The following is a 23,757-nucleotide window of genomic DNA, read 5'->3' as shown; positions in this document are numbered from 1 at the left end:
CCATGACCGACGTGATCACCATGCCAGATCTCCATGTCGCGCACTCCGATGCCCGGCTGGCATCAGGCCTAGACCCCGTGACGTTCGAGGTGCTGAAAAACGCCTTCGTCACCAGCGTCGACCTGATGAGCGAGCAGATTCTCCGGACTTGCTACTCCTTCGTCATCTACTCACGTGACTTCTCTTCCGCCCTGTGTGATGCCAACGGAAACACCGTCATGCAGGGCAGCGGTGATATTGCCGTCCACGTCGGTACCCTGCACTTCCAGTGCAAGGCTGTCATTGACGAATTCAAGGACGACATCCACGACGGCGACGTGTTCGCCATCAACGACCCCTACCGGGGCGGCACGCACTTCAACGACGTCAGCTTCATCCGCCCGATCTTCTCCGACGGTGAGGTGATCGCCTTCGCCCAGAACAAGGGCCACTGGGCTGACATCGGCGGGAACGTTCCGGGTTCATTCGATGTCAACGCCAAGGAGCACTTCGGCGAGGGCCTGCGGATCACTCCCGTGCGGATCTGGAGCAAGGGTGTCTTCCTTCACGACGTCGCCCAACTCCTGGTCTCCAACACCCGGGCACCGCGCCAGGCGATGGGAGACCTCCAGGCCCAGTCGGAGGCTACCGCGGTGTGCGAGCGTGAAGTCCTTCGCCTGGTGGAAAAGTACTCCAAGTCGACGGTTGTCGCCGCGATGCAGGAGACCCAGGACTATGTGGAACGGATCGTCCTGCGGCGCCTGGAATCCCTGCCGGAGGGAGTGTGGGAGACCACCGACTACATCGACTTCGATCCCGGCAAGGGCGAGGGCCTGGTGCCCATCAAGATCAAGCTGACGCTGGACGGCAAGGGCATCCACTATGACCTGACCGGTTCCGCGCCCGCCGTCGAAACCTTCCTTAACTCCGGTTACGGCACCACCTACTCGGCCATCTACGCCGGCACCAAGACGTTCTTCCCCGACGTTCCGTTGAACTCCGGCTTCTATGCCGCCGTCGATGCGGAAATCGGGCCGGAGGGCACCGTGATCAATGCCGGCTGGCCCTTTGCGGTCACCGGCTTCTGCTCCGGTCCGTACGAAAAGCTCATGAACGGGATCTTCGAGCTGTGGTCGCAGATCATGCCCGAGCGCGCCATGGCCTGTGCGTTCAACCTCGAGTACCTCCTGGTGGGTGGCCGCGACGGCCGCACCGACGATAACCCCTACTTCATGTGGTACGACTGGATGGCCGGCGGCTGGGGTGGCCGAGCCTCCAAGGACGGGGCCAGCGCCACCGCCCCGGTCTTCGGCCCCGGCCTGGCGGTCCAGCCCATCGAAGGCCAGGAACGGCTGTCGCCGGTCCTGACCACCGTGCACCAGATTGGCACCGACTCCGGCGGCCCGGGCAGGTTCCGCGGCGGCCTCGGCATCGAAAAGGGCGGCACCTTGGTCGACGCGACGAAGACCGTGATGAGCTACTGCTGCGACCGTGCCCGCTCCATTACCTGGGGCATCGAAGGCGGCCTGCCCTCCATCCCGCACGGGGTCTGGATGAACAAGGGCACCGATCAGGAAAAGTTCCTCGGGTCCAACTTCTCAGCCGTTCCGCTGCAATCCGGGGACTCGTTCACCCGCCCGTCCGCGGGTGGGGGCGGCTACGGCGATCCCCTGGACCGGCCCTTCGACGACGTCCTCGAAGACGTGATCGACGACTACGTGTCAATCGAACGGGCAGCGAAGGACTACGGCGTCATCATCCGCGAACTCGACCGCGAACTCGACCAGTTCGAGATCGATGAAGCGGCCAGCGCCTTGCTGCGCCAACAGATCCGCGCCGACCGCCCCGCATGGCTGACCGCCGATCCGGTCGCGGTGGCGGAGAAATACCGCGCCGGAGAAGTGGACATGCTCGACGTGATCCGCCGCCACGGCGTCATCCTGGACTGGGGCACCGGGGAGCTGTTCCCGGAGACCACCGCGGAGTTCCGCAAGAGCATGACGAAGCGTTCCTCGTCCCACTGGCACTAAACGCATTCCGACGAACACCGGGCCCGCCGGCGCTGATCGCGGCGGCGGGCCCTGGCATCTCATTGCCCTGAAATCGCGACAGATCCGTGACCACGGCGAAGGAAACAGCACAGGTCGGCAGGAATGAACCCCGGATCGAACCCCACGGTAGTGCCGGGTTCCGTTCCTCTCGAACGACCGAAGGCAAAGCGTCCCCTCCCTAGCTTCTTCAATGATGTGAAAGGTGCGAAATTGTCGTACTCGAACTATGTCCTGCCGGCCAGCATGCGTGCCGGAAGATGGTCCCTCACCATGGCTTGGTGGGCGGTCTTCTCCGCGATGTTCTGGATCTACATAGCTGTGGCTTCAGCAGGCGCCGTCGGCGTGACCAACACCCTGATTGGCATGGCTCTCACCGTTGTCACGTACGGTGCAATCAACACGGTGCTCTCGCGCTATGCGGCGCGGACAGGGCTCACCGTCAGCCTCTTCTCCCGGACACTGTTCGGACTGGGCGGGTCCGCCCTGGCATCGCTGATCTTCGCAGCCACTGCCATTTACTACGCGGTGTTCGAAGGATCCATCATTGCCGTGGCGTTCCACGAGTATTTCGGTGGAAGCATGGTGGTTTGGTACGGCATCGTGGTGCTGTACGCCATTCCCCTGGCCCTGGGGGGCGTGCAGAACTGGCTGGACAAACTCAACGGTGTCCTGCTCCCGCTCTATGTTGCTGGACTGGTTGCCGTGGTCATCGCCGCCACCCTCATCCGGGGCGTACCGACGGACTGGATTGGCCAGGCCGCCGCCTCGTCGGCACTCCCGGGCTGGTTGACGTCGTACCTGATCTACATGGGCGTCTACATCATGATGATGTACACCTTTGACTACGCCAGGCTGGGACGCCAACGGGATGAAAAATTCCTGGGAAGAGTGACATTCGGCTGGGTCTTCTACGCATTCACGTTCGGGCTGAACGGGCTGGTTGGCATCTACATCATGAGCGCATGGCGAATTGAAGCCTCGGAAACCGGGGTCGTCCAGGCGTTCATCTCTTCCCTTGGGCTTGTCGGCCTGCTCGTCATCCTCATTTCCCAGACCCGCATCAACACGGCAAACTACTTCCTTGCATCAGAAAACCTTTCGGCATTTGCCAGTCGGGTATTTAGGCTCGAACTGCCGCGCTTTGTCTGGGTGATCGTCTGCGGGGCACTGGCCTTCTTGCTCATGCTCACGGATGTTCTGAGTTACCTTCTCAAGGCCCTGGCCTGGCAAGGCGTCTTTGTCACTGCCTGGGTTGCCGTCGCACTGGTCTTTATTGGCATGAATTGGAATAAGCAGGACCGTGTTCCGGATATCCGGCCAGCCAGTCTCAAGGCGGTCAGCCCCGGAGCAGTCGCCTGGGTTTTCGCTTCGGCGGTCGGAATTGCCCTCACGGAACAAACAATGTGGCCGGTCGTGTCACAGCTGACGCCCTTGATCACCATGGCGTTGGCCGCGGGCGTCTACTACGGCGCCTATAAGATCTCGCCGCCGCGTCTGATCAGCGCCGCAGGGACTATTGAGCCAACCGAGGAAGAGTTGGATCCTGCGATCACGCATTAGGCCAACCGCAGGGAATATCGCTAGCTCATGCAGCCGAACTCCACCGGACAACGTCGTCTGGTGGAGTTCGGCTTTGTGAGTATACGTAATTCAGGATCACTGGGAGGGCCTGATCCAAGGCCAGCAACGACGCCGGCCAATGCCAGCGAATGCTCTACAGGCCGAGCATGGGACACGTCGAAGTCCGGGCGCCTGCGTGGTTCCCGAATCAGGAGCCGAAGGACGGCGTCGCGTTTGGCGCAGGCGCCGGATTCATCCTGAACTATTTTCCGGACATGTCTCCATACTGGGGGCCGCCGGTTGTCTATGGGGCTCCCAGACTCCACCCAATAAGGCCCCCGATAATGCAGCCGCCTCCCCCAAGGAAAGCAAAGATGGCAAAGACGATCCAGAGCGCACCGTTGATGACCGAGGCAACGATCAGTGATTTTCGGGTGATTATGTCAGTGGGCACATGCACGCCCTCGGCGCGCAGGGCGCGGGTTTCAGAGACTACTCCCCGGATCAGGGGAACGAAGACCGCCGCCACGACAGCAGCAAAAGCCACGGACAACCACGACTCAGGTATTCCCGCTGCGTCCAGGGCGCTCCGCAAGACGAAGTTCAAAAACATGAGCCACAGCAGCCCCCAGACAACCAGCCGCCGCCGCTTGGGCGGCATCCCCTCCAGTGAGTCCGACGGCCACGATTGCCACGCGTACTTCTTTCCGTCTTCACCGCTGCCGGACGTCACGGCCACAGGCTACGACAGGAATGATGCCAACGAAGATTCAAAGATGCTGTGCGAGGCAGACGTCCCCGGCAAGGGCATTCCATTCCGCCATGGTCTTCCGGAACCGGGCAGGTAGCGTCAGCTCATGCAAGGCGCGACAGACCGCCTGGGGGGAAGTTCGCACCGAGGGTCATGCAGCGGTCGATGTCCTGGGACGCCGCCACGGCGCCGTCGTCGAGCATCAGCTGGGCTTCCTCGGCCAGCGCGTCGCGGGTGCGCCGGCGGACGCGGTCCGGGTCGATGCCGTGCCGCTCCGATGGAAGCATGCCTGCCGCAGGCTGCACCTCGCCTTTTTCATCGAGGGGAACAGGCGGTGCGCATCACGGCGGGGCCGGACGGCCGCTGCGCTTACCGGAAAGCCCCTGTGCCTGTGAGCTTCTGGCCGAGAATGAGGGTATGGACTTCGTCGGTGCCTTCGTAGGTGCGCACCGATTCGAGGTTGTTGGCGTGGCGCAGGGGCGAGTGTTCGAGAGTGATCCCGTTGCCGCCCAGGATCGTTCGGGCTTCGCGGCAGATCTCGATCGCCTCGCGGCAGTTGTTGAGCTTGCCCACGCTTATCTGGTGGGGCTGCAGTTTGCCCGCGTCCTTGAGGCGACCCAGGTGCAGGGCCAGGAGAAATCCCTTGTTGATCTCCAAAGCCATGTTCACGAGCTTCTGTTGGGTGAGCTGGTACCCCGCGAGCGGGCGGCCGAACTGAAGGCGACCCATGGAGTAGCTGAGGGCGGCCTCGAAAGCGTCGCGTGCCGCGCCCATCGTGCCCCAGGCAATGCCATAGCGCGCCTCGTTGAGGCACGCGAAGGGGCCCCGGAGTCCGGTGACGTTGGGCAGGACTGCCCCGGCGGGGAGGCGCACGTCGTTCAGCGTGATCTCGCACTGGATCGAGGCGCGCATCGAGAGTTTCTGCTGGATCGGCGTAGCCGTGAAACCGGGGGTATCCGTCGGGACGACGAAGCCACGCACGCCGTCGTCGGTCTGGGCCCAAATCACGGCGACCTGCGCCACGTTCGCCAGCCCGATCCAGCGCTTGGTGCCGTTCAGGACCCAGTCCCCGCCGTCGCGGCGGGCGAACGTGGTCATGGATGATGGGTCCGAGCCGGCGGTTGGCTCAGTGAGGCCGAAACATCCGATCGCCCTGCCGGCGGCCATTTGAGGGAGCCATTCCAGCTTTTGCTCCTCGGAGCCGTGCTTGGCGATGGCGGACATCGCGAGGGAACCCTGGACGGAGACGAAGGTGCGGATGCCGGAGTCGCCGGCCTCGAGTTCGGCGGCGGCGATCCCGTAGTCGACGGCCGTGCCGCCGGCGCAGCCGTACCCCTTCAGGTGCATGCCGAGCAGTCCCAGTTCGGCGAGGTCGGGCACGATCTCGAGCGGGAACCGGGCCTCGTCGTACCATTTGGCGATGTTCGGTTTGATTTCCTGCCGGACATACGTCCGGACCCGGTCACGGAGGGCCAGCTCATCGGCGCTGAGGAGGGAGTCGAAGGAGATGAGGTCCGAGGGGTCCACGGCGGCGGCTGCCTCGAGGTCGGCGGAACTGGGGGCAAGAGTCATGGGGTGGTCCTTCCTGGGCCTGAATGACAAGGGGAATGGCGGGGCTTTGCGGCGTGCAGAGGGTGGTCGTGCTTTGCGGGTGCCGCAGCCAGTCCAGTACGTCTTCGGTGTGCTCCCCGAGCGCGGGCGGCGCCTGGGTCCGCGGCGGCAGCGCCGGCGTCCAGGTGATGGGGTGGCGGATCTGGCGTCCGATGACTGAACCGCCGCCGTCGTGCACTTCGATGGTCGGCGCGAGACCCAAGGACTCCGCGAAGGCAATTCCTTCCCCGATGCTGGCTACGCGCCCGGCTGGCACGCCCGCCGCGACCAGGGTGTCCTGCCATGCCTCCGCCCCTGCACCGGCGAGCCCGGACTCCAGCAGCGGAATGAGCTCGCGGCGGTGCCGGACGCGGAGCGAGTTGGTCACGAAGCGCGGGTCCGCTGCAAGCTCCGGCACGCCGATGGCTTTGCAGAGCCGCGCGAACTGCCCGTCGTTGCCCACAGCTACGGCCAAGGGGGTGTCGGCCGTGGCCAGGAGCTGGTACGGGACGATGGAGGGATGATCGTTGCCCATTCGTTGAGGCACGACGCCGGCCCCCAAATACGCTTGTCCCTGATTGGCCAGGGCGCCCTGGAGGCTGGAGAGCAGGTTGACCTCGATCCTGCGGCCCCGTCCTGAGTAAGCACGCTCGGAAAGGGCTGCGAGGATGCCGATGGTCGCGTCCTTCGCCGTCAGGACATCGACCAGCGCGACCCCCACTTTGTAGGGGTCGCCCTCCGGGTCGCCCGTAATGCTCATGAGCCCGCCGAGCGCCTGGACGATGAAGTCGTACCCGGGAAGATCCCGGCCGCCGGTGGAGCCGAAGCCCGAGATCGACGCGTACACGAGTCCCGGGTTCTTGTCCGTGAGTGACTCATAGCCGAGCCCGAGTTTGTCGAGCCCGCCGGGCTTGAAGTTCTCGACAAGAACGTCTGCACGGCGCGCGAGTTCCCGGGCCAGCTCGAGGTCATCGGGGTCGGTCAGGTCCAGGGTGATCGATTCCTTGTTCCGATTGACGCCCTCGAAGTAGGTTGCCCCCGTTGGCGAGGACGGCGGAGCCCACTGGCGGGTGTCATCCCCGGTTCCCGGGCGTTCGACTTTGATGACACGGGCCCCGAGATCGGCCAGGGTCATGGTCGCCAGCGGCCCGGCGAGCACGCGGGAAAAGTCCGCGACGAGGATTCCCTCGAGGGGCGCGCTGGGCGGGGCCTCGGACCTCATGGCCGGCCTCGATCGGGCCACATAGCAGGAACACTCATGACAGCACCGAGCGAATGGAAGCCTCCAGCACGGCCAGGCCCTCATCGAGGACGTCGGCCTCGATCCCAAGCGGTGGAAGCAGGCGGATCACATTTCCGTTTGTCCCGCAGGTGAGGGTGATGACGCCGTGGGCGTTGGCTGCCTTGGCGGCGGCGGCGGCGAGGTCCCCGCGGGGTCCTGAGCCGTCGCGGAACTCGATTGCCATCATGGCGCCGCGACCGCGCACGTCGGCGACGCCCTCCAGTGCCACCAGGGGCTCCAAGCGCCGACGAACTGCGGCCTCGATGCGACCAGCATTCTCCAGCAGGGTGCCCTCGCCGAGGATTTCAAATACCGCCAGGGCGGCCTCGCAGGCCACCGGATTGCCGGCGTAGGTGCCGCCGAGACCGCCGGTGTGAACGGCGTTCATGAGTTCGGCCCGCCCGGTAGCGGCCGAAAGCGGCAGGCCTGCGCCGAGGGCCTTCGCGGTCAGGGTGATGTCCCCGGCGATGCCCTCGTGCTCGGAAGCGAACAGCTTCCCGGTGCGGCCCATGCCGGTCTGGATCTCGTCGATGACCAGGACAATTCCGTGGCGCGTCGCGATCTCCCGGAGCCCGGTGAGGAAGCCTGGGGCGTGGACGATGAAGCCGCCCTCGCCCTGGATCGGTTCGATGACCATCGCTGCGAAAGTTTCCTGACCGTGCTCGGCAAGAAGCGCCTCGACCTGCGTGAGGGCTTCGCCGGGTCCATCAGGGGTGGCGTGCGCGGGCGCCGTCGGGCCCCGGAAGACGGAACCCGGGAACGGACCGAAGTTGAGCCTGTACGGGTTTTCCTTGGCCGTCATGGCCATCGCGAGCTGGGTGCGGCCGTGATAGGCGTCATCGAAGACGAGGATGTTCGGGCGCCGGGTTGCGGCGCGGGCGATCTTGACCGCGTTTTCGACCGCCTCCGCGCCGGTAGTGAACAAGGCGGTCCGCTTCTCGAAGTCGCCGGGCGTGTGCTCGTTGAGCCACCGGCAAACGTCAACGAAGGACGCATATTCGGTGACCATGAAGCAGGTGTGGGTGAATCGCTCGAGCTGGGCGGCGGCGCGCCTGGCCACCCGCGGGTTGGCCGCGCCGACGCTCGTTACGGCGATGCCGGAGGCGAAGTCGATCAGGTGATTGCCGTCAACGTCCACGAGAAGCGCATTCAGCGCGTGGTCGATGAACACGGGCATGGTAATGCCGAACGCGTCCGTGACCTGCCGGCGGCGTTCCGCTTCCAGATCCCGGGAACGCGGGCCGGGGAGCTCGGTGAGCAGGCGTCGGGCCGTGGCTGCGACGCTGGCCGGATCATCGGCCCGGGTGGGGGCGATTTCTCGGGTGGCGGTCATGGGTCCTCCTCGTGTGTTTGAATCCACGATAGGGACGGCGCAGCCCATTGTCTTTGGATGATCCATCCCAATTGAGGAGACGTGAAGCCGGATTGCACAAAGGCGTGTGCCCTATGATCTATGCATGATCACCCTCGCGCGGCTCGTCGAGGCTGCCAAGCCTGACCTGGTGCCCTTCTGGCCGATCCCGCTCCCCCGCGTTGAGCTTACGGGTGTACATGTGTCCGAGCTGGAGGATCCGACGGTGTTCCTCTATGGCGGCGAACTGCTCCTGACGGTGGGGCTGCAGCTCGGCGGCCTCAACGGTGACGCTCGGGCGGACGCGGCCCGAAATTACGTACGGCGGCTCGTCGACGGCGGCGTTGCTGCCCTGGGACTGGGCCTGGGTTCGGGCCACGCCATGGTGCCCGACGAGCTGCGGGCGGCGTGCGTGGAATCGGGCCTTCCCCTTCTGACAGTTTCCCGGGAATCCCCCTTCCTGGCCGTGTCGCGGGCCTACTGGGAGCTGGTCAGGCAAGGCGGCGAGGCCGAACTCACCGCCCTGCTGGGACTTCAGGTGGCGCTTACCCGTGCCGCCGCTGACGAGGACGCCGAGCCCGAGATCGTGCGTGAACTGTCCCGCGCCCTCGGCACCTGGGTTGCCTATCTTCCCGAAGGGGAGGGGCCGCCGTCGTCGGCTGCCAGCGGCGGAGAACTGCCGGCCGGACTGCTGGCGGAACTGGCCCGCGAGGCTGCCCGGCTGCGGACCGCGCGCCGCGGCGCGACCGGCAATATCCAACTGGCATCCGGCACGGCTTCCCTCTATCCGGTCTCGGACGGCCCGGCGATGTCCGGCTACCTTGCGTTGGGCCGAAGCGGGCAACTTGCTGCTGCAGAACGGCACCTGTTCCTGACCGCGTCCACTCTCCTTGCGGCGCGGGCGGCAGGACAGCGCCGCGCGGCGGCTGAACGGCGCCGCGCCGAAGGGATGCTGGCGGCGCTCGTCCTGGAGGGCCATGACGACGCCGCGCGCCTCCTTGCGACGCAGATGGGCTCCGAACCACTGCCCGAGACGGCGTTTGTCGCAGTGCTCCCGGACGCTGAGCAGATGGCGGCGCAGCCGCTTCCGGCCGGACTCGTGCTGGAACGGTCCGGTGTTCTGTTCGTGCTCCAGGCAGCATCGGGCCCCTACCCGCAGCTGCCAAAGGGTGCCCGCGGAGCGTGGGGCGGCCCGATGCCGCTTCGGCGCCTGCACGAAATCGCCGCCCAAGCCGCCGAGGTTGCCAAGTCGGCCCCTCCCGGACAGCTCATCCGCGTCGGCCACGGACTCGATCTTCCGGCTGACAAATGGGTGGACGAGCTGGTCGCGCACCCGGGCCACCTTCTCGAGACCGTGCGCGCGTACTTGGCCCACCGCGGGCAATGGGAGGCCGCCGGGCGCGAACTCGGGGTGCACCGGAACTCGGTGCGCTACAGGATTGCCCAGGCCAGGGAACTCCTCGGGGTAGACCTCGATGATCCCGACGTCGCAGCCCAGCTCTGGTTGGCCCTCAGGGGCCGGACCCAGGCACCGCGCAACGAGGCACCGCGCAAGGAATAGCTGCCTCGGCGCCACGGGCCAATCTTTGGACCTTTCGGCCGATATCCCACACGAACAGCGATACTCCCGTGCCCGGTTCCGGCGAGCGCCCTTTGGGCGAATCGTACAAAGAAATGGCGAACTTCTGACGTTCTGCCCCGTGACTGGCGTTGTCCGGCTGCCTACTCTCAATGGACAGTCCGTAGTCGGGGGAACGATCTCCCACCGGGACGAAGGCACCCTTTGAGGAGGAACGAACCGTGACGGTCGAAGACACAAGCCGGACCGCGCAGACAGCCAGCCGCACCAGGACCATCCGTGGAGCGGTGCTGGAAGCCATCGGGGCGGACCGGCCCTATGCGGGCTCACGGCCCATCCAGGTGCAGGACCTTGAGCTGGACGGACCGGGACACGGTGAGATCCTGGTCCGCATAGAGGCCGCCGGGGTCTGTCATTCCGACCTGTCCGTAGTCAACGGAAACCGGCCGCGGCCGTTTCCAATGCTGCTCGGTCATGAAGCCGCCGGCATCGTGGAGGAATTGGGCGCAGGGGTCGACGACCTTCCACTCGGCCAACGTGTGGTCATGACCTTCCTCCCCCGGTGCGGCGCATGCGCCGGATGTCAGTCCAACGGCAAGACGCCCTGCGGGCAAGGCAGTGCGTCCAACACTGAAGGCACGCTACTCGGTGGCACCCGGAGGCTTTCCAGGACCGGAGAACCTGTGCACCACCACCTCGGAGTCTCCGCATTCGCCACGCACGCCGTGGTCTCCCGCCGCTCCGTTGTGCCCGTCGGCCCGGACGTGCCGGCGCATATCGCAGCGCTGCTCGGCTGTGCACTGCTCACCGGCGGCGGAGCGATCCTCAACGTCGCCAAGCCAGGCCCCTCCGCCAGAGTGGCCGTCGTGGGGCTCGGTGGCGTAGGCATGGCCGCGCTCATCACCGCCGTCGCCACCGGCGTCGAATACGTGGTTGGCATCGACACGCTGCCGGCCAAGCTGGACGCCGCCAAAAGGCTCGGCGCCGCTGACGCCATGACCTCTGCGACTGCGCTGGGACGAGGCGAGAAGTTCGACGCTGTCATTGAAGCGGCAGGACACCCCCGCGCTTTGGAAGCTGCCGTCGCCCTCACAAAGCCCGGGGGCATCACCGTAACCGTGGGACTGCCGGCGCCGGGCCAGCCTGCCTCGATCGATCCGCTCGCGCTGACGGCCGAGGGGAGGTCGATCGTCGGCAGCTACCTCGGCTCGGCCGTTCCGGAACACGACATTCCGATCTACGCAGAGCTTTGGCGCTCCGGGCAGCTGGCCGTTGAGGGACTTGTCTCGGACACCATCCCACTCGAAGAGATCAATCGCGCCATGGACACCCTCGACGGCGGCCACGCCCTCCGCCAGATCATCACGTTTTCCTGACCTACCTAATATTCCACCACTGAGGAGAGACCTTCATGTCATCCACGAACGACCACATTTACAGTGCCATCGTCATCGGCGCCGGCTTCGGCGGCCTGGGCCAGGGCGCCCAGTTCGTCCAGGCCGGCATCGACGACTTCCTGATCCTTGAGCGCAGCAACGACGTCGGAGGTGTGTGGCGGGAGAACACCTACCCCGGCGCCGCATGTGACACCCAAGCACTCGTATACTGCTACAGCTATTTCCTGAACCTGAGGGTTTCCCGGATGTTTGCCGGCCAGGATGAACTCCAGGGCTACCTGCGTTCCCTGGTCGAGGAATTCGGACTCGGCAAACACATCCGCTTCGGCCAGAACATCCTGGCTTCTGAATGGGACCAGGACCGCCGCCTCTGGACTGTCCGGACCGACGAAGGCTCCCAGTTCCTGACCCGTTCCCTGGTCGCCGCATGGGGACAGCTGAACGACCCGAACATCCCCGCCTTCCCCGGCTCCGACAAATTCGAGGGCGCGGCATTCCACTCCTCCACGTGGCGGCACGATCTTGATCTCACCGGCAAACGGGTCGCTTCCATCGGTTCGGCCGCAACCGCGGTCCAATACGTGCCCGAGGTCGCGAAAATCGCCGCGAACCTGACGGTGTTCCAGCGTTCAGCCAACTACGTCCTCCCCCGGGACCAGTACGTCTTCACGGAGGAGGAGAGTGCGAACTTCCTGGCGAACCCGGACACGTACCGCCAGCAGCGCCAGGAAATCCATGAGTTCCGCGAAGCCGGATTCGAGCGGACGCGCCGCCACACGGCAGCTTCAGAGGAAGGTGTCCAGCTCGCCCGCCAGCATCTCGAAACCCAGGTCTCCGATCCCGCACTGCGGGACAAGCTCACTCCCGACTACGACTTCGGCTGCAAGCGCATTCTGCGGAGCGACGACTTCTACCCTGCCCTCACCCGCGACAACGTGGAACTGGTGACCGAGTCCATCACGGAGTTCACCCGCGCTGGCATCCGAACGGCCGACGGCGTCGAGCATGAGTTCGATGTGATCATCTACGCCACCGGGTTCAAAAGCCATGCGTTCCAGGGATCGATGCGCGTGGCGGGACGCGGCGGACTCCGCCTGGACGAGCGGTGGGGCAACGCCCCCGAGGCGTATCTCGGCATCACGATCGACAACTTCCCCAACCTGTTCCTGGTCTACGGACCGAACACCAACCTGAACCACAACTCCGTGGTGTCCATGCTGGAAGCGCAGCACCGCTACATCTCACAGGCCGTCGAGCACATCGCTGCCGACGAGTCGCGGATTCTCGAGGTGGACCGCGGTGTGCTGGATATGTTCAACAAGCGCGTTCAGGACGAGCTTGGACAGTCTGCCTTCTCCTCCGACTGCTCCTCCTGGTACAAGAATGAGGAGGGCCGCGTTATCAACAATTGGTCCGGAACTGTCGAGGAATACCGGGCAATCACCCGCGAGTTCGAACTTGACGACTACCTCCAGCTGGCAGACGCCGGGCCCGTGCGATGACCCAGCCAGACCTGTTCAGCGGAAGGCCGGTCGCCGCGGACGCCGCGGAGGTTCTGGAGAAGTTCCGGGCCTCCGGCGGCCGTCCGTTTCACACCTACCCGGTCCGAGAGGTTCGTGAACTCTATGAGCGCGGGTGCGCGTCGAACGGGCTGAGCGGAGATGCTCTTTCTTCCGTCTCCGACTTCACTGTGGACGACTTCCAGACGCGGGTTTATGACCCGCGGGTCTCCTCCGGCCCCACCCCCGTGGTGCTGTTTTTCCACGGCGGGGGCTGGGTCATGGGGAGTCTGTCCACGCATGACGGGCTCTGCCGGCGGCTGGCTGCCCTGACAGGCCTGCCGGTCGTGGCGGTGGACTACCGGCTTGCCCCGGAGCACCCGTATCCGGCCGCAATCGAGGATAGCCGGACCGCGTTGGACTGGCTGTTCACGCCGGGTGGGGTCCACGGACTGGACGTAACCGAGGCTGTTCTGGTCGGCGATAGTGCAGGAGGTCAGCTGGCGGCGGTGCTGGCAATAGAGAACGCCGGGATGGCTGATCCGCTGCCGGTCGCGGCGCAGGTCCTCATCTATCCGATGGTGGATCTGACCATGTCCTCGCCCTCATATGCCCGCGTCACTGAGGGGTTCCCCCTGGTAGCGGAGACGATCGCATGGTTCGCGGACCTGTACCTTCCGGGGGCCGTGGACCGTGCGGCGCCCGACATCAGCCCGGCCTTGGCCAGCTTGCCTGCACGGCTTCCGCCGGCCTTCGTCATCACAGTGGACAACGATCCGCTGCTTGATGAGGGTGCCGGCTACGCGGCCGCCCTGGCGCGGGCCGGAGCAGAGGTGCGGTACCAGCACCTCCCGGGGTACGCGCACGGCCTTCTTACCTCAGCCGGCCGCATCGGCCGCGGAGCACAAATGGTCGAGGAAATCGCGGCCTTCATCTGCAACAGCAGACTGGAGTCGGCTCCGGCGTAGGGACCCCCGGCCCAGGCCGGACCGGCAGCCTCAGCCGCTGTTGCGCGCCCGGCTGGGCTGCACCCGCGGCGGTTCCCCGGGCATCTTCGGAAAGTCCGGCGGGAACGGCAGCTCCCCTAGCCCGGCCTCGAGGTCCCTGTTCCACCATTCCAGCAGGAGATCGACGGAGCCCGCGCCGCCCGCGTGCATGTCCTCCCACGGATCGCCGGTGGCTTTGAGCCGCTCCGGCACGGTGGCGATCGTGAAGGCAGCCGGGTCGACGGACCCGAGCTCTTCCCAACGGACCGGGCACGACACCGTCGCGGTGGCGAGTGCCCGCGGGCTGTAGGCCCCCGCGATCGTGCGGTCGCGGTTCGCCTGGTTGAAGTCGACGAAGATGCGGGCGCCGCGTTCCTCTTTCCACCATGCCGTGGTGACCTGCTCGGGCATGCGACGTTCGAGTTCGCGGGCCGCCGCGATGACGGCGTGCCGCACGTCCAGGAACTCCCGGGTCGGCTCGATCGGGGCAAAGACGTGGAGCCCGCGGTTCCCCGAGGTCTTGATGAAGGCCTCCAACCCGGCCTCCGCGAGGACGCGCCGCAGCTCCAATGCGACCGGAACGGCCTCGGTGAACCCGGTACCGGGCTGCGGATCGAGGTCGATCCGCAACTCGTCCGGATAATCCGGCTTGCCGGCCCGGGAGGCCCAAGGGTGGAAGACCACCGTATTCATCTGCACCGCCCACACCGCGGCGGCGATCTCGTCAATGACCAGCTGGGGATGCGTGCGTCCGCTGGGATAGACGACGTCGACCGCGCGGATGAATTCCGGGGCACCCTTGGGCGGGTTCTTGGAGAAGAACTGCTCGCCGTCCACCGTGTCCTTGAACCGCTGGAGCGTCACCGGCCGGTCCCCGTTCGCGGCCAGGAAGGCGTCCCCGACGTCCACCATGTACCGGGCCAGGTCCAGCTTGGTCAGCCCCGGGCCGGGCCAGACGACCCTCGCCGGGCTCGACACCCGCAACTCCCGGTCGCCGTGCGGACCGCTGACAGTGAGGTGGACTTCTTCCTTGGCCATGGGGACAACCTACCCCGGCGGCGTAGACAGTTGAAGAGCGGAACGGCCGTCCGCCCGGCATGATGGACGCATGACAACGCCCGAGTTCCCAATCACCCTTGAGGTCGGCGACGCCACAGTGTCGGGCGTCTTTGCCGGCCCCGAGGACTCCTTCGCAACCCTGGTTGTTGCCCACGGCGCCGGGGCGGGAATGGACCATCCGTTCCTTGTGGGCTTCACCCGCGCCCTGAATGAACTCGGCGTCGCCACCCTGCGTTTCAACTTCCCTTACCGTGAGGCAGGACGAAAATTCCCGGACCGGCCGCCGGCTGCCATCGCCACCTGGCGGGCGGCCATGGACGCCGCAGCATCCCGTTCCGCCGGCCGGCCGTTGTGGGCCGCCGGGAAGTCGTTCGGCGGACGCATGGCCTCGATGGCCGTCGCGGAAGGCATGCCAGCCGCGGGGTTGGTCTATCTGGGCTACCCGCTGCACCCGCCCGGGAAACCGGAAACACTCCGCGACGAGCACCTCTACGGGCTGACTCTGCCGATGCTCTTCCTGCAGGGCACGCGCGACACGTTCGCCACCCCGGAACTGCTGGAGGCCGTGGCGGCCAAAATCGGGCCGTCCGCGACCGTGGAGTGGCGCGAGGGCGGCGACCACTCCTTTGCCGTTGCCGGCGCGAAGCGCAGTGCCGACGAGGCGGGGGCATCGCTCGCTGCGACGGTCGCCGACTTCCTGAAGGCACACGGCGAAAATCCCGCGGCCGCACTCCCCTAAACGAGCTCCCCTAAACGAGCTCCCCTAAACGAGCTCCCCTAAACGAGCTCCCCTAAACGAGCTGGCCTAACCGACGTCGCCGAACCGGCCCGCCCCGTGGTGCACACGCGCCTCGATGGCGTCGGCGGCAGCCACGGCACCTCCCGCGTTGCGGACAACCTCGCTCATCGCGGCCAGGTTGCGCCGGACCTGCGGGTCGGTGTGGACGGCGGCGACCGCGGCCCGGAGCGCGTCGGGCCCGACGTCCTCTGCCGCAAGGTGCCGGCCAAGACCCAGTTCTTCCAGCCGGCGGGCGGTGGCCGCCTGCTCCGGCTGCTGCGGCACGGCCACCAGCGGGACGGCGAAATACAGCGCTTCCATGGTCGAATTCATGCCCGCATGGGTGATGAAGACGTCGGTCTGGCGCAGTACCTGCAACTGCGGGAAGAACGGCCGGACCCGGACGTTCGGCGCAATCGTGCCAAGATCGGCCGGGCTGGTCTGGTCCCCGACGGCCATCGCGACGTCCCACTCGCTTCCGCCGAAGGCGTCAAGACACATCCGGAAGAAGTCCGGCCGGCGGTTCAGCGGTGTGGTTCCCAGCGAAATGAACAGCAGCGGTCCCGTCCCCTCACGTTCCCATTCGCCGTCGCCGTCCCGGCGGCCGACGCTGGGACCCACAAACCGGAACCGGTCATCGAAGGTCGCCCCCATGGGCTGGAATTCGCGGGGAAGGAACACGATGTTGAACGGCGCAGGCGGACCGTCGAACATCCGCGGTGTCCGCACGCCCTGACCGGCAGCGAACTCCGCCAGCAATCGGCCCATGGCCAGCGCAACCTTGGCCATCTCATCGGCGCCGTCCGGTGGTGGGGCAGGCATCAGCGATCTCAGCGAGAAGTGCTCGTTGGTGGCATAGGTGGGCATCAGGGCAATGGCCGGGGCGCCGATCTTTTCCGCGGCCATGCTGCCGCTGAGCGTCATCGCGTCAAAGCAGACGGCGTCCGGCGGGTCGCGGCGGAGTTGATCGACCAGCGCCGGAAAGCTGGCTCTGAGGTCCTCGAATACGCGGTTCATGATCGGCAACATCAGGTGTGCCTGTGCCCCGTGCCCGGGCCCGAGGGCGGGCATCGACGCCATCCAGTTCCCGCCGGAAGCGTGAAAGTCCGCGCCGGCGTTGCGGATCATCGGTCCGAAGTCGGCGGACGTGAAGTATGTGACCCTGTGCCCCCGGCCCACGAGCTCCGCCACCAGTGGCAGGGTCGGGTTCACGTGTCCGTGGGCGGGAATGGAGACGAACGCAAGGTGCATGGCCATCACTCTTCATCGCGTGGCTGAGTTCCTGTTTAACCGGCCTGGTTGACCGGCCTGTTTGCCCGGCGTCCCGCGGGCCAGGAGGCCCGCCGGCGTCGTGCTCCTTCATCATGCCCCTGTTGCCCGGGCGGCGCGAGTGGTCACCCGGCACCGGGTCCCGGGGTCAGTTCCGCGGCTTGGTCCGGGCTGTTGCGGGCGCGGTCCACGGGTCTTCAGGCCACGGATGCCGGGGATAACGGCCGCGCATTTCGGCCCGGACCTGCGCGTAGGGGCCGGACCAGAACGATGCGAGATCGTCTGTCACGGCCAGGGGCCGGCGGGCCGGCGAGAGCAGATGGAACAGCACCGGCACGCGCCCATCTGCCAGCCGCGGCGTCTCGGCCCAGCCAAAGCACTCCTGCAGCTTGACGGCCACTACCGGCCGGCCGGTGGCGTCTGCCGCGTCCGGGTAGTCGATCCGGATCCGGGATCCGCTGGGGACCGCCAGCGACTCGGGTGCCAGTTCGCCCAGCCGGGCCGCCTCGGGCCACGGCAGCAGCCGGCTCAGCGGGCCGGCGAGGTCGATCCCGCCCGTGGATGCCCCGCCGGCCAGCGCCGCGAGTTCCGGGGCCAGCCAGTCCTCCAGCCGGGCCAGCAGCGCCGGTTCGGAAACGTCGGGCCATGCTCCGCCCAGCTCCCGGTGCAGCAGGGCAAGACGGCGGCGCAGGCCGTCCGCCGCGCTCGACCATCCGATGGTCGCCAGCCCCTCGCTGGCCAGGGCGCGGGCCACAGCTGCGCGGCCCTCTTCCGCAGGAGGCCGTACCGGGGTGGACGAGAGCACGATCGCGCCCAAGCGGCGCTCCCGCCGGGCCGAGACGCGGCCCTGGCTAAACCTCGCCTGCAGCGTGTCGCTCAGGAGATTGCCGGCGGCGGCCTCTGCGGTGTCCCCTGTCAGGGGCGCCGCAGAGCGGATGACGGCGCCGGTCCCCGCGGCGTCGCGCCCTTGCGCGCGGGACACTTCGGCCACGCCCAGCCATTCGTACCCGGACAGGGGGCTGCCGGCCGGCAACCCCGCCCGCGTTCCGGACGTGAGCAGGTATTGTGCGGGCCCCTCGCCCGGAACGCGGCGCCCCACCCGGTCCGGGAAAGCCAGGGCGACGACGAAGCCGATCGCCTCCGCGGCACCAACAGTCCCGGCGGGCGCGGCGCGGGATGATTCCCCGGGCCCGACGCCGGTGGATTCCTGCCGGGCGATCGACTCCATCCGCCGGACGTCCTCCGCCCAGCGCCGGGATCCGGGATCCCGGCCGGTCCGCAGCGCGGCAACCAGGCGGGTGAGGTCTGCGCCCGGGGCGCGCTGGTCCCCTGAGACCAGGGCGACAGCCTCGGCCGCCGTGCGGTGGCCCACTGTCGCGGCGCCGTCCAGCAGTGCCCGGGCCAGCCGGGGGTCCGTCGGGACCCGGGCCAGGACCTTGCCCACTTCCGTTGCGTGACCGTCCGGGGCGACGGCGCCGAGTTCCCGCAACACTTCGACGGCCTCGTCCATCGCAGCCCGGGGCGGCGCGTCGGGCAGTTCCAATCCCCTGCCGCCGGGGGATCCCCAGCACGCCAGGATCAGGGCCGCACCGGTGAGGTCAGCCGCCGCGATCTCCGGCGTCGGGTGCGCTGGCGCGGCGCCAAAGGCCCTCTGGTCGTAGCAGCGGATCACCGTGCCAGGGCCCTGGCGTGCGGCACGGCCGGCGCGCTGGTCCGCCGACGCCCGGGAGCAGGACACCGTCACGAGGCCAGACATTCCGCGGCCGGCATCTCGCCGCGGCTCGCGGGACAGCCCGGAATCGATGACCAGCCGGACGCCCGGGACGGTGAGGGAGGATTCGGCGAGTGAGGTGGAAACGATGATCCGGGCAGCCCCGCCGGGCTCACGCCCGGAGACGGCGCGGTCCTGCTCCGCGGGCCCGGCCCGGCCGTGGAGTTCCAGAACCTCGGCGCTGCTCCGGCTGCGAAGCCGCGCGGCGATGTAGGAGACCTCCCACGCACCGGGAACGAACACCAGGGCGTCCAGGTCCCGCCCGCCGGCCAGCGCGGCGGCGTGCCCGGCCGCTGCCGTGTCGGCCACATGGTCCAGGAAGGCCCGGGCCACGCCCCTTTCGTCCAGGCGAGGCACCGACGCGGGGACCCATTCGACGTCCAGCGGGAACAGCGCGGACGGACAGTCGATGACCGGTGCCGGGCCGCCGCCGTCGTCGTTTCCGGCCGCCGACTCACCGATCAGGGCGGCGAAACGGGGCGCGTCGAGCGTGGCCGACATGGCGACGAGGGCGAGGTCGCCGCGCAACTGGCGGACTTCTGCGAGCATGCCGACAAGGAGGTCGGTCTCCAGACCGCGTTCGTGGACCTCGTCGAGGATCACGGCGTCCGTGCCCTCGAGCCCCGGATCCGCGAGGAGGCGGCGCAGCAGGATGCCGGGCGTGACGAACTCGATCACGGTTCCCGGGCCCGTCTGGCGTTCCCCGCGGACGGTGTAGCCCACACGGTCGCCGAGCCGCGTGCCGTCCAGGGCGGCCAGGCGCCGGGCGGCCGCACGGGCAGCGACGCGGCGCGGCTGGGTGACCACGATCCGCGGACGGCCGCCCCGCCCGCCCGCAGCAAGGTTGGCCAGCAGCGGCGGCACCAGCGTCGTCTTGCCCGTGCCCGGAGGCGCCTGCACCACCGCGGACGCCCCGGCACCCCCGGCCCGCAATGCCGCCGCGAGGGCCCCCAGCGATTCCGCAAAAGTCAGGCCCGCCCCGATGACGCCGAGGTCGAAGAGGCCCTTGGAACAGGCTGGGTCCAGGGGTACGGTCGCGGAAGTCACGCCTCCATTGTCCCTGCAATAGCGTCCTGGCCATCCATTCGGGGCGGCGCCGCTGATCCGCCCGCCGGCGCCCTTGCCTGCGCGCGCACGGGTCCGGCCGGCGTTGGCCCGCATGTGCGCCGGCGCTACGGGTGCGCAGCCAGCAGCGTCTTGCCGCTCGCGACGGCACGGATTTCAACGCTGCGGATTTCGGCCGTCGGGACAACCGTGGTGGCCGTCGGCGTCGCCACTGTCCCCGGCGTTGCCGTCCAGGTGGCCACCTGGGTCGTGGCACCGCGGGAGTCGACAACCACCAAACGGTACTCCTCCGGCGTCCGGAGACCGCCGGGTGGAGCGTACTCGGCCGGGGACGGCGTGTAGGTGCACTTCCAGTCGATCTGCGTTCCCCACGGCTGCGTGGTCAGGGATCCGGTGGCCACCAGGGCGCCGCCGGCTACCGGGGTGAAGTTCAGGGCCGTCCCTGATGCGGCCTGGATCTGGGCGGGAGGTGGCGGCGAGACCGCGACCTGAACGTATACCGCGCCAGCGGCGGCAGCGGCGCCCAGCATGATCCCGGCGGCAGCCAGGCGGGTGCGCCGGCGCCCGCGCTGGACCTTGTTCGCCAACCCGGGCTGCAACTTCGGCGTCGGCCGTTCGCCGTCAGTCCTCCCGAGGGACTGGGCTTCCTCGGGTGAGAGTGCGGCCAGCAGTGACGGCAGTCCGGCAAGTTCGGCGACGGCGGCCCTGCAGCCCGCGCAGCCGGACAGGTGCTCCTCGAACTCGTGCCGCTCGGAGGAGACGAGGGATCCGAGCACGTACGCGGCATCCCAGCGGCGGTACTCATCGATTCCGTTCTGGTTCATGGCGTCACGCCTCCCTCCTGCAGGGCCAGTCGCATCGCCCTCAGCGCGTAGTGCAGGCGCGACTTCACTGTGCCCTCGGCCAGCTGAAGATTTTGCGCGATCTCGGCCGTTGTCTCTCGCAGATAGTACGAATGAACGACGACGGCCCTGTGCTCGGCGGACAGCCCGGCGAGCGCATCCGAGACAAGCCACCCGTCCAGGATCCTGTCGACCCGGTCCGCCTCCGGAATCTCAGGCAACTGGTCGGTCGCCGTTTCGTGCCGGCGGCGGGCGCTGCGACGGTCATCGATGACGAGGTTGCGGGCAACTGTGTATAGCCACGCCCGCACCGCCGTCTCCGGGCGCTGCAGAATCGCCGGGTGTTTCCATGCGCGGATCAGCGTCTCCTGTACGACGTCATCCGCCAGGGTGCTGTCGCGGGTCATTTTCATGACGAACCGCCATAGCGCCGGGCCGTAAGCCTCCTGCAGCGATCGCAGCAACTCGGCCTCCTGATCGGACATTTCAGCCTCCTTGGAGGTAGGACGACGCCGGCCGGCGAACAGTTCACTAGCGTCCGGCTGCCGGCAATTGCCGGGCCGCGTTGAACCTGCAGGCAGCCGGAACCGTTGTAGGGACAGCCCGGCTGCCCTGGCCGGCCATCACTGAGGAGAGCACAATGAAGATTCTTCGCCCGGCGACTGCCGCCGCGGCGTTAGGCACCATCCTGCTGCTGGGGGCCTGCTCCGCCGGGCACCCAGCACTGCCGGCACCGGCACCCTACACAGTCCCATCCGTTCCTGCGACGGGGAGCCCCTCGCCAACGCCCAAGGACCCCGCAAGCAACCCGGCTCCGCCGCCGACCGTTGCGCCGCCCGCTGTGCCGGCTCCGGCACGGACCGTTGCGCCGCGCGCTCCGGCGCCCGTGATGCGGCCGCCGGTGCCCGCCCCGCGGCGCGTCGTTCCACCGGCGCCGCGGCCCATGGTCGCGCCGCCCGCCCGGGTTCCTGCCGGAAACGATCATGATGCCGACAACAACGGAGGACCGGACGACGGTGACGGCAACAAGTAGCTGCCGCGGCGCGCTTGGACCGGGCCCCGGCAGGGGGCTGCTGTTCGGAGTGCCGGCGGCGTTAGCGGCAATGGTCCTCAGCGCCTGCGGCGGTCCGGCAGGGAACCAGACGGCAGTGCCTGCGGCCGGCCCCACCGCGTTCGCCTGGTTCCGTGCCGGCCCGGCCCCCGCAGGATGGCAGGCCCTGGAAATTCCGGACGCTACAGCAGTGCTGGCCATCCCCCCTGATGCCGCTCCCGTCCCGGGCGACCCCGGCAGCGTATCCGCAACCGTCACCGCCCCGGACGGGGATCTGCGAATCTATCTCAATGCCACGCCGCAACAGGGCGAGGAGTCGCTGGCCAATTGGTCCGATTTCCGGCTGGCCCATCTCACAGGCGAGAACGCCGCATCCGCGAGCCGGCTGCAGTACCGCACCGGCATGGAGTTCCGGGGAGGCACCGGTTCCTGCCTGGAAGACACGTATGTGACACGCATCGGTGCCCACAAATACCGTGAAATAGCCTGCCTCGTTGCAGGTACCCGAGGGGGCAGTGTCCTGGTTGCAGCCGCGCCGGCCGATTCCTGGGACCGCTACAGCACCGTGCTGCAGCAAGCGGTGGACGCGTACGCCTCTGAATAGCGGCAAGCCCCCATCCCCATCGAACACAGTGGCCCGGACCCGTTGGATGGGGCCGGCTGGTCTTGACCGGTTGGTTTAGGCACGGCGAAGGCGGGAGACTGGATCAACTCGATCACGAAAGTGGGAACCACATGATTAATCTCAAGCAAGACGCCGAGGGTTTCATCCGCATGAACCGGCATTTCCCGGAAAAGTCGCTCATCAGCATCACGTTCACGGACGGCTCAGAACACGTCTATTCCGGGCACCGGCTCAATGGCATCTATGACGAGGCCCTGGCGGAGTACCGGGCCCAGAACCACCTGGACGCCAAGGGGTTCTCGCGCGCCCCCAAGAAGACGGTCCAGCCCGCGAACAAGATCGAGTTCGTTCCGGTGCACGCCGGAATGGACCCGTAACGGCGGCCCCTGCCGTATCAGCCGACGCCGACGGCGCCCGGCCCGTGCGCCGGGCGACGGAGGGCCCGGGCGCGGATCCGGAGATCGTTGTCGTGCACCCGCCGGTCGACGCCAGGCACGGCAGCCGGGGTGGTCCGCGGCCGCGGTACCGCCGGAGTTGCCGGAGGCTCCGGGCACAGATCACTGATCAGCCCCATGCCGGCGTACTCGCGCACCGCGGAGATGCCTGCAACCGCTGCAGGCTTGTCCGCGAAGCCCTTTGAGACGGCCAGTACGGCCCCATCCGGTGACCTGAGCCGAAACCTGAAGCAGGCATCGGCATCTACGAAGAGTTCAAATGTGCCGGCCATGACGATCCTCCCGATTCGCGGGCTCCCCTTCCGCGCATCATTGCCACAGAATGAAGGGGAAAGCGTCGCTGCTGCCCGCTGGTTTGGTTTGTCCTCGCGGCTGAACAGATCATGTCAGCCCGTGTTATCAGTTTCGCTGCGGCCGTGAAACGCCCACAAGGCAGGTCACGTAAATCCTAGGTAAATAGAAGCCAACAGCCGTGCGCAGCCGCCGTCGGGTCCGCCACGGGCAGGAGTATTGCCGGCTCCGCGGTGCCCTACAGGGGCGGCCAATGGTCGCGGCAGTAGTCACCGCGGCTGGCGCCCGGAGACCCCGGCGGGATGGCCCGGTCCCAGGAGGGGGCGACGGCGTCGCTCCGCTCGGAAGGCTCGGCCGCCGCTGCGCGGCTTGCATCGCCGGGCAACCAGGTCATGACTGAATCGTTGGACAACGTACCCCCCATTGTTGTTGGCTGGAGGCGCACCGGCTCGCATCACGGACCGCCATGCGCCTCACGCAAGACTAGCCGGGAGGACTGACGCCAAAACAGGGACTTTGGACCGTA

At 67.5% G+C, this 23,757-nt stretch carries 21 protein-coding genes; 10 read left to right on the top strand and 11 right to left on the bottom strand.

Annotation, left to right across the window (positions count from 1 at the left end; all coding sequences use genetic code 11):
- The first annotated feature begins 2 nt into the window (after positions 1–2).
- The 3 genes from ABH915_RS11350 (at position 3) to ABH915_RS11340 (ending at position 4,438) form a co-directional block, all read left to right on the top strand.
- Positions 3–2,009, top strand: a complete 2,007-nt coding sequence (locus ABH915_RS11350) for a hydantoinase B/oxoprolinase family protein (protein WP_370121228.1) — start codon at positions 3–5, stop codon at positions 2,007–2,009.
- A gap of 123 nt (positions 2,010–2,132) precedes the next feature.
- A complete protein-coding gene (locus tag ABH915_RS11345) occupies positions 2,133–3,590 on the top strand; it encodes a cytosine permease (protein ID WP_370121226.1) in 1,458 nt (485 codons plus the stop codon).
- 374 nt (positions 3,591–3,964) lie between these two features.
- The gene (locus tag ABH915_RS11340; protein WP_370121223.1) at positions 3,965–4,438 is read left to right on the top strand and encodes a hypothetical protein; all 474 of its coding nucleotides are present in this window, start codon (positions 3,965–3,967) and stop codon (positions 4,436–4,438) included.
- 7 nt (positions 4,439–4,445) lie between these two features.
- On the opposite strand, the gene ABH915_RS11335 is transcribed toward ABH915_RS11340, so the two are convergent.
- From ABH915_RS11335 to ABH915_RS11320, 4 genes are all read right to left on the bottom strand, one after another.
- Positions 4,446–4,628, bottom strand: a complete 183-nt coding sequence (locus tag ABH915_RS11335) for a hypothetical protein (protein ID WP_370121220.1) — start codon at positions 4,626–4,628, stop codon at positions 4,446–4,448.
- A gap of 82 nt (positions 4,629–4,710) precedes the next feature.
- Positions 4,711–5,913 (bottom strand): acyl-CoA dehydrogenase family protein, encoded by a 1,203-nt coding sequence (locus tag ABH915_RS11330; protein WP_370121217.1) that lies wholly within the window; start codon positions 5,911–5,913, stop codon positions 4,711–4,713.
- Entirely contained in the window at positions 5,819–7,153 is a 1,335-nt protein-coding gene (locus tag ABH915_RS11325; protein ID WP_370121214.1) for a CaiB/BaiF CoA transferase family protein, read from the bottom strand. The genes ABH915_RS11330 and ABH915_RS11325 overlap by 95 nt, the downstream gene beginning before the upstream one ends.
- A 34-nt stretch (positions 7,154–7,187) precedes the next feature.
- Complete coding sequence (locus ABH915_RS11320; RefSeq protein WP_370121211.1) at positions 7,188–8,546, bottom strand: aminotransferase class III-fold pyridoxal phosphate-dependent enzyme; 1,359 nt, start codon at positions 8,544–8,546, stop codon at positions 7,188–7,190.
- Positions 8,547–8,670: 124 nt separating this feature from the next.
- On the opposite strand from ABH915_RS11320, the gene ABH915_RS11315 reads away from it, so the two are divergent.
- The 4 genes from ABH915_RS11315 to ABH915_RS11300 all read left to right on the top strand — a co-directional run bounded on the left by ABH915_RS11315 (position 8,671) and on the right by ABH915_RS11300 (position 14,007).
- Positions 8,671–10,125: a PucR family transcriptional regulator gene (locus ABH915_RS11315; RefSeq protein ID WP_370121208.1), complete on the top strand. Its 1,455-nt coding sequence runs from the start codon at positions 8,671–8,673 to the stop codon at positions 10,123–10,125.
- 293 nt (positions 10,126–10,418) lie between these two features.
- Entirely contained in the window at positions 10,419–11,519 is a 1,101-nt protein-coding gene (locus tag ABH915_RS11310; RefSeq protein WP_370124990.1) for an alcohol dehydrogenase catalytic domain-containing protein, read from the top strand.
- 35 nt (positions 11,520–11,554) lie between these two features.
- Positions 11,555–13,042, top strand: a complete 1,488-nt coding sequence (locus tag ABH915_RS11305; protein ID WP_370121205.1) for a flavin-containing monooxygenase — start codon at positions 11,555–11,557, stop codon at positions 13,040–13,042.
- The gene (locus tag ABH915_RS11300; protein ID WP_370121203.1) at positions 13,039–14,007 is read left to right on the top strand and encodes an alpha/beta hydrolase; all 969 of its coding nucleotides are present in this window, start codon (positions 13,039–13,041) and stop codon (positions 14,005–14,007) included. The genes ABH915_RS11305 and ABH915_RS11300 overlap by 4 nt, the downstream gene beginning before the upstream one ends.
- Positions 14,008–14,037: 30 nt before the next feature.
- Here the strand turns inward: ABH915_RS11300 and ligD are convergent, their stop codons facing one another.
- Complete coding sequence (gene ligD, locus ABH915_RS11295) at positions 14,038–15,063, bottom strand: non-homologous end-joining DNA ligase (protein WP_370121200.1); 1,026 nt, start codon at positions 15,061–15,063, stop codon at positions 14,038–14,040.
- 70 nt (positions 15,064–15,133) lie between these two features.
- On the opposite strand from ligD, the gene ABH915_RS11290 reads away from it, so the two are divergent.
- The gene (locus ABH915_RS11290; RefSeq protein ID WP_370121197.1) at positions 15,134–15,823 is read left to right on the top strand and encodes an alpha/beta family hydrolase; all 690 of its coding nucleotides are present in this window, start codon (positions 15,134–15,136) and stop codon (positions 15,821–15,823) included.
- A gap of 66 nt (positions 15,824–15,889) precedes the next feature.
- Here the strand turns inward: ABH915_RS11290 and ABH915_RS11285 are convergent, their stop codons facing one another.
- The 4 genes from ABH915_RS11285 to ABH915_RS11270 form a co-directional block, all read right to left on the bottom strand.
- Positions 15,890–17,113: a macrolide family glycosyltransferase gene (locus ABH915_RS11285; RefSeq protein ID WP_370121194.1), complete on the bottom strand. Its 1,224-nt coding sequence runs from the start codon at positions 17,111–17,113 to the stop codon at positions 15,890–15,892.
- 166 nt (positions 17,114–17,279) lie between these two features.
- On the bottom strand, positions 17,280–19,949 hold the full coding sequence (gene hrpB / locus ABH915_RS11280) for an ATP-dependent helicase HrpB (protein WP_370121192.1): 2,670 nt from the start codon (positions 19,947–19,949) through the stop codon (positions 17,280–17,282).
- A gap of 125 nt (positions 19,950–20,074) precedes the next feature.
- Positions 20,075–20,791: an anti-sigma factor gene (locus ABH915_RS11275; RefSeq protein WP_370121189.1), complete on the bottom strand. Its 717-nt coding sequence runs from the start codon at positions 20,789–20,791 to the stop codon at positions 20,075–20,077.
- Positions 20,788–21,294 (bottom strand): sigma-70 family RNA polymerase sigma factor, encoded by a 507-nt coding sequence (locus ABH915_RS11270; protein WP_018772762.1) that lies wholly within the window; start codon positions 21,292–21,294, stop codon positions 20,788–20,790. The genes ABH915_RS11275 and ABH915_RS11270 overlap by 4 nt, the downstream gene beginning before the upstream one ends.
- Before the next feature lie 663 nt (positions 21,295–21,957).
- Between ABH915_RS11270 and ABH915_RS11265 the strand changes: the two genes are divergently transcribed.
- Together ABH915_RS11265 and ABH915_RS11260 are read left to right on the top strand one after the other, a co-directional pair.
- Positions 21,958–22,464 (top strand): hypothetical protein, encoded by a 507-nt coding sequence (locus ABH915_RS11265; protein WP_370121186.1) that lies wholly within the window; start codon positions 21,958–21,960, stop codon positions 22,462–22,464.
- A gap of 131 nt (positions 22,465–22,595) precedes the next feature.
- Positions 22,596–22,862, top strand: a complete 267-nt coding sequence (locus ABH915_RS11260; RefSeq protein WP_018772760.1) for a hypothetical protein — start codon at positions 22,596–22,598, stop codon at positions 22,860–22,862.
- Positions 22,863–22,879: 17 nt separating this feature from the next.
- Here the strand turns inward: ABH915_RS11260 and ABH915_RS11255 are convergent, their stop codons facing one another.
- Both ABH915_RS11255 and ABH915_RS11250 read right to left on the bottom strand, forming a co-directional pair.
- Positions 22,880–23,212, bottom strand: coding sequence for a YegP family protein (locus ABH915_RS11255; RefSeq protein ID WP_370121182.1), 333 nt, complete (start codon positions 23,210–23,212; stop codon positions 22,880–22,882).
- Between the two features lie 257 nt (positions 23,213–23,469).
- A complete protein-coding gene (locus ABH915_RS11250) occupies positions 23,470–23,625 on the bottom strand; it encodes a hypothetical protein (protein WP_155855690.1) in 156 nt (51 codons plus the stop codon).
- Between the last annotated feature and the right edge of the window lie 132 nt (positions 23,626–23,757).

The organism is Arthrobacter sp. MW3 TE3886 (assembly GCF_041262145.1).
GTDB lineage: Bacteria > Actinomycetota > Actinomycetes > Actinomycetales > Micrococcaceae > Arthrobacter.
This window is presented reverse-complemented; position numbering and strand designations above follow the sequence as displayed.

Bases quoted from the DNA above. Each gene is read 5' to 3' on its own strand.
- ABH915_RS11290 (WP_370121197.1), top strand. From the start codon at position 15,134: ATGACAACGCCCGAGTTCCCAATCACCCTTGAGGTCGGCGACGCCACA.
- ABH915_RS11275 (WP_370121189.1), bottom strand. From the start codon at position 20,791: ATGAACCAGAACGGAATCGATGAGTACCGCCGCTGGGATGCCGCGTAC.
- ABH915_RS11335 (WP_370121220.1), bottom strand. From the start codon at position 4,628: ATGCTTCCATCGGAGCGGCACGGCATCGACCCGGACCGCGTCCGCCGG.
- ABH915_RS11325 (WP_370121214.1), bottom strand. From the start codon at position 7,153: ATGAGGTCCGAGGCCCCGCCCAGCGCGCCCCTCGAGGGAATCCTCGTC.
- ABH915_RS11330 (WP_370121217.1), bottom strand. From the start codon at position 5,913: ATGACTCTTGCCCCCAGTTCCGCCGACCTCGAGGCAGCCGCCGCCGTG.
- ABH915_RS11285 (WP_370121194.1), bottom strand. From the start codon at position 17,113: ATGCACCTTGCGTTCGTCTCCATTCCCGCCCACGGACACGTGAACCCG.
- ligD (WP_370121200.1), bottom strand. From the start codon at position 15,063: ATGGCCAAGGAAGAAGTCCACCTCACTGTCAGCGGTCCGCACGGCGAC.
- ABH915_RS11345 (WP_370121226.1), top strand. From the start codon at position 2,133: ATGAACCCCGGATCGAACCCCACGGTAGTGCCGGGTTCCGTTCCTCTC.
- ABH915_RS11300 (WP_370121203.1), top strand. From the start codon at position 13,039: ATGACCCAGCCAGACCTGTTCAGCGGAAGGCCGGTCGCCGCGGACGCC.
- ABH915_RS11340 (WP_370121223.1), top strand. From the start codon at position 3,965: ATGGCAAAGACGATCCAGAGCGCACCGTTGATGACCGAGGCAACGATC.
- ABH915_RS11305 (WP_370121205.1), top strand. From the start codon at position 11,555: ATGTCATCCACGAACGACCACATTTACAGTGCCATCGTCATCGGCGCC.
- ABH915_RS11250 (WP_155855690.1), bottom strand. From the start codon at position 23,625: ATGACCTGGTTGCCCGGCGATGCAAGCCGCGCAGCGGCGGCCGAGCCT.
- ABH915_RS11260 (WP_018772760.1), top strand. From the start codon at position 22,596: ATGATTAATCTCAAGCAAGACGCCGAGGGTTTCATCCGCATGAACCGG.
- ABH915_RS11350 (WP_370121228.1), top strand. From the start codon at position 3: ATGACCGACGTGATCACCATGCCAGATCTCCATGTCGCGCACTCCGAT.
- ABH915_RS11255 (WP_370121182.1), bottom strand. From the start codon at position 23,212: ATGGCCGGCACATTTGAACTCTTCGTAGATGCCGATGCCTGCTTCAGG.
- ABH915_RS11270 (WP_018772762.1), bottom strand. From the start codon at position 21,294: ATGTCCGATCAGGAGGCCGAGTTGCTGCGATCGCTGCAGGAGGCTTAC.
- ABH915_RS11315 (WP_370121208.1), top strand. From the start codon at position 8,671: ATGATCACCCTCGCGCGGCTCGTCGAGGCTGCCAAGCCTGACCTGGTG.
- ABH915_RS11320 (WP_370121211.1), bottom strand. From the start codon at position 8,546: ATGACCGCCACCCGAGAAATCGCCCCCACCCGGGCCGATGATCCGGCC.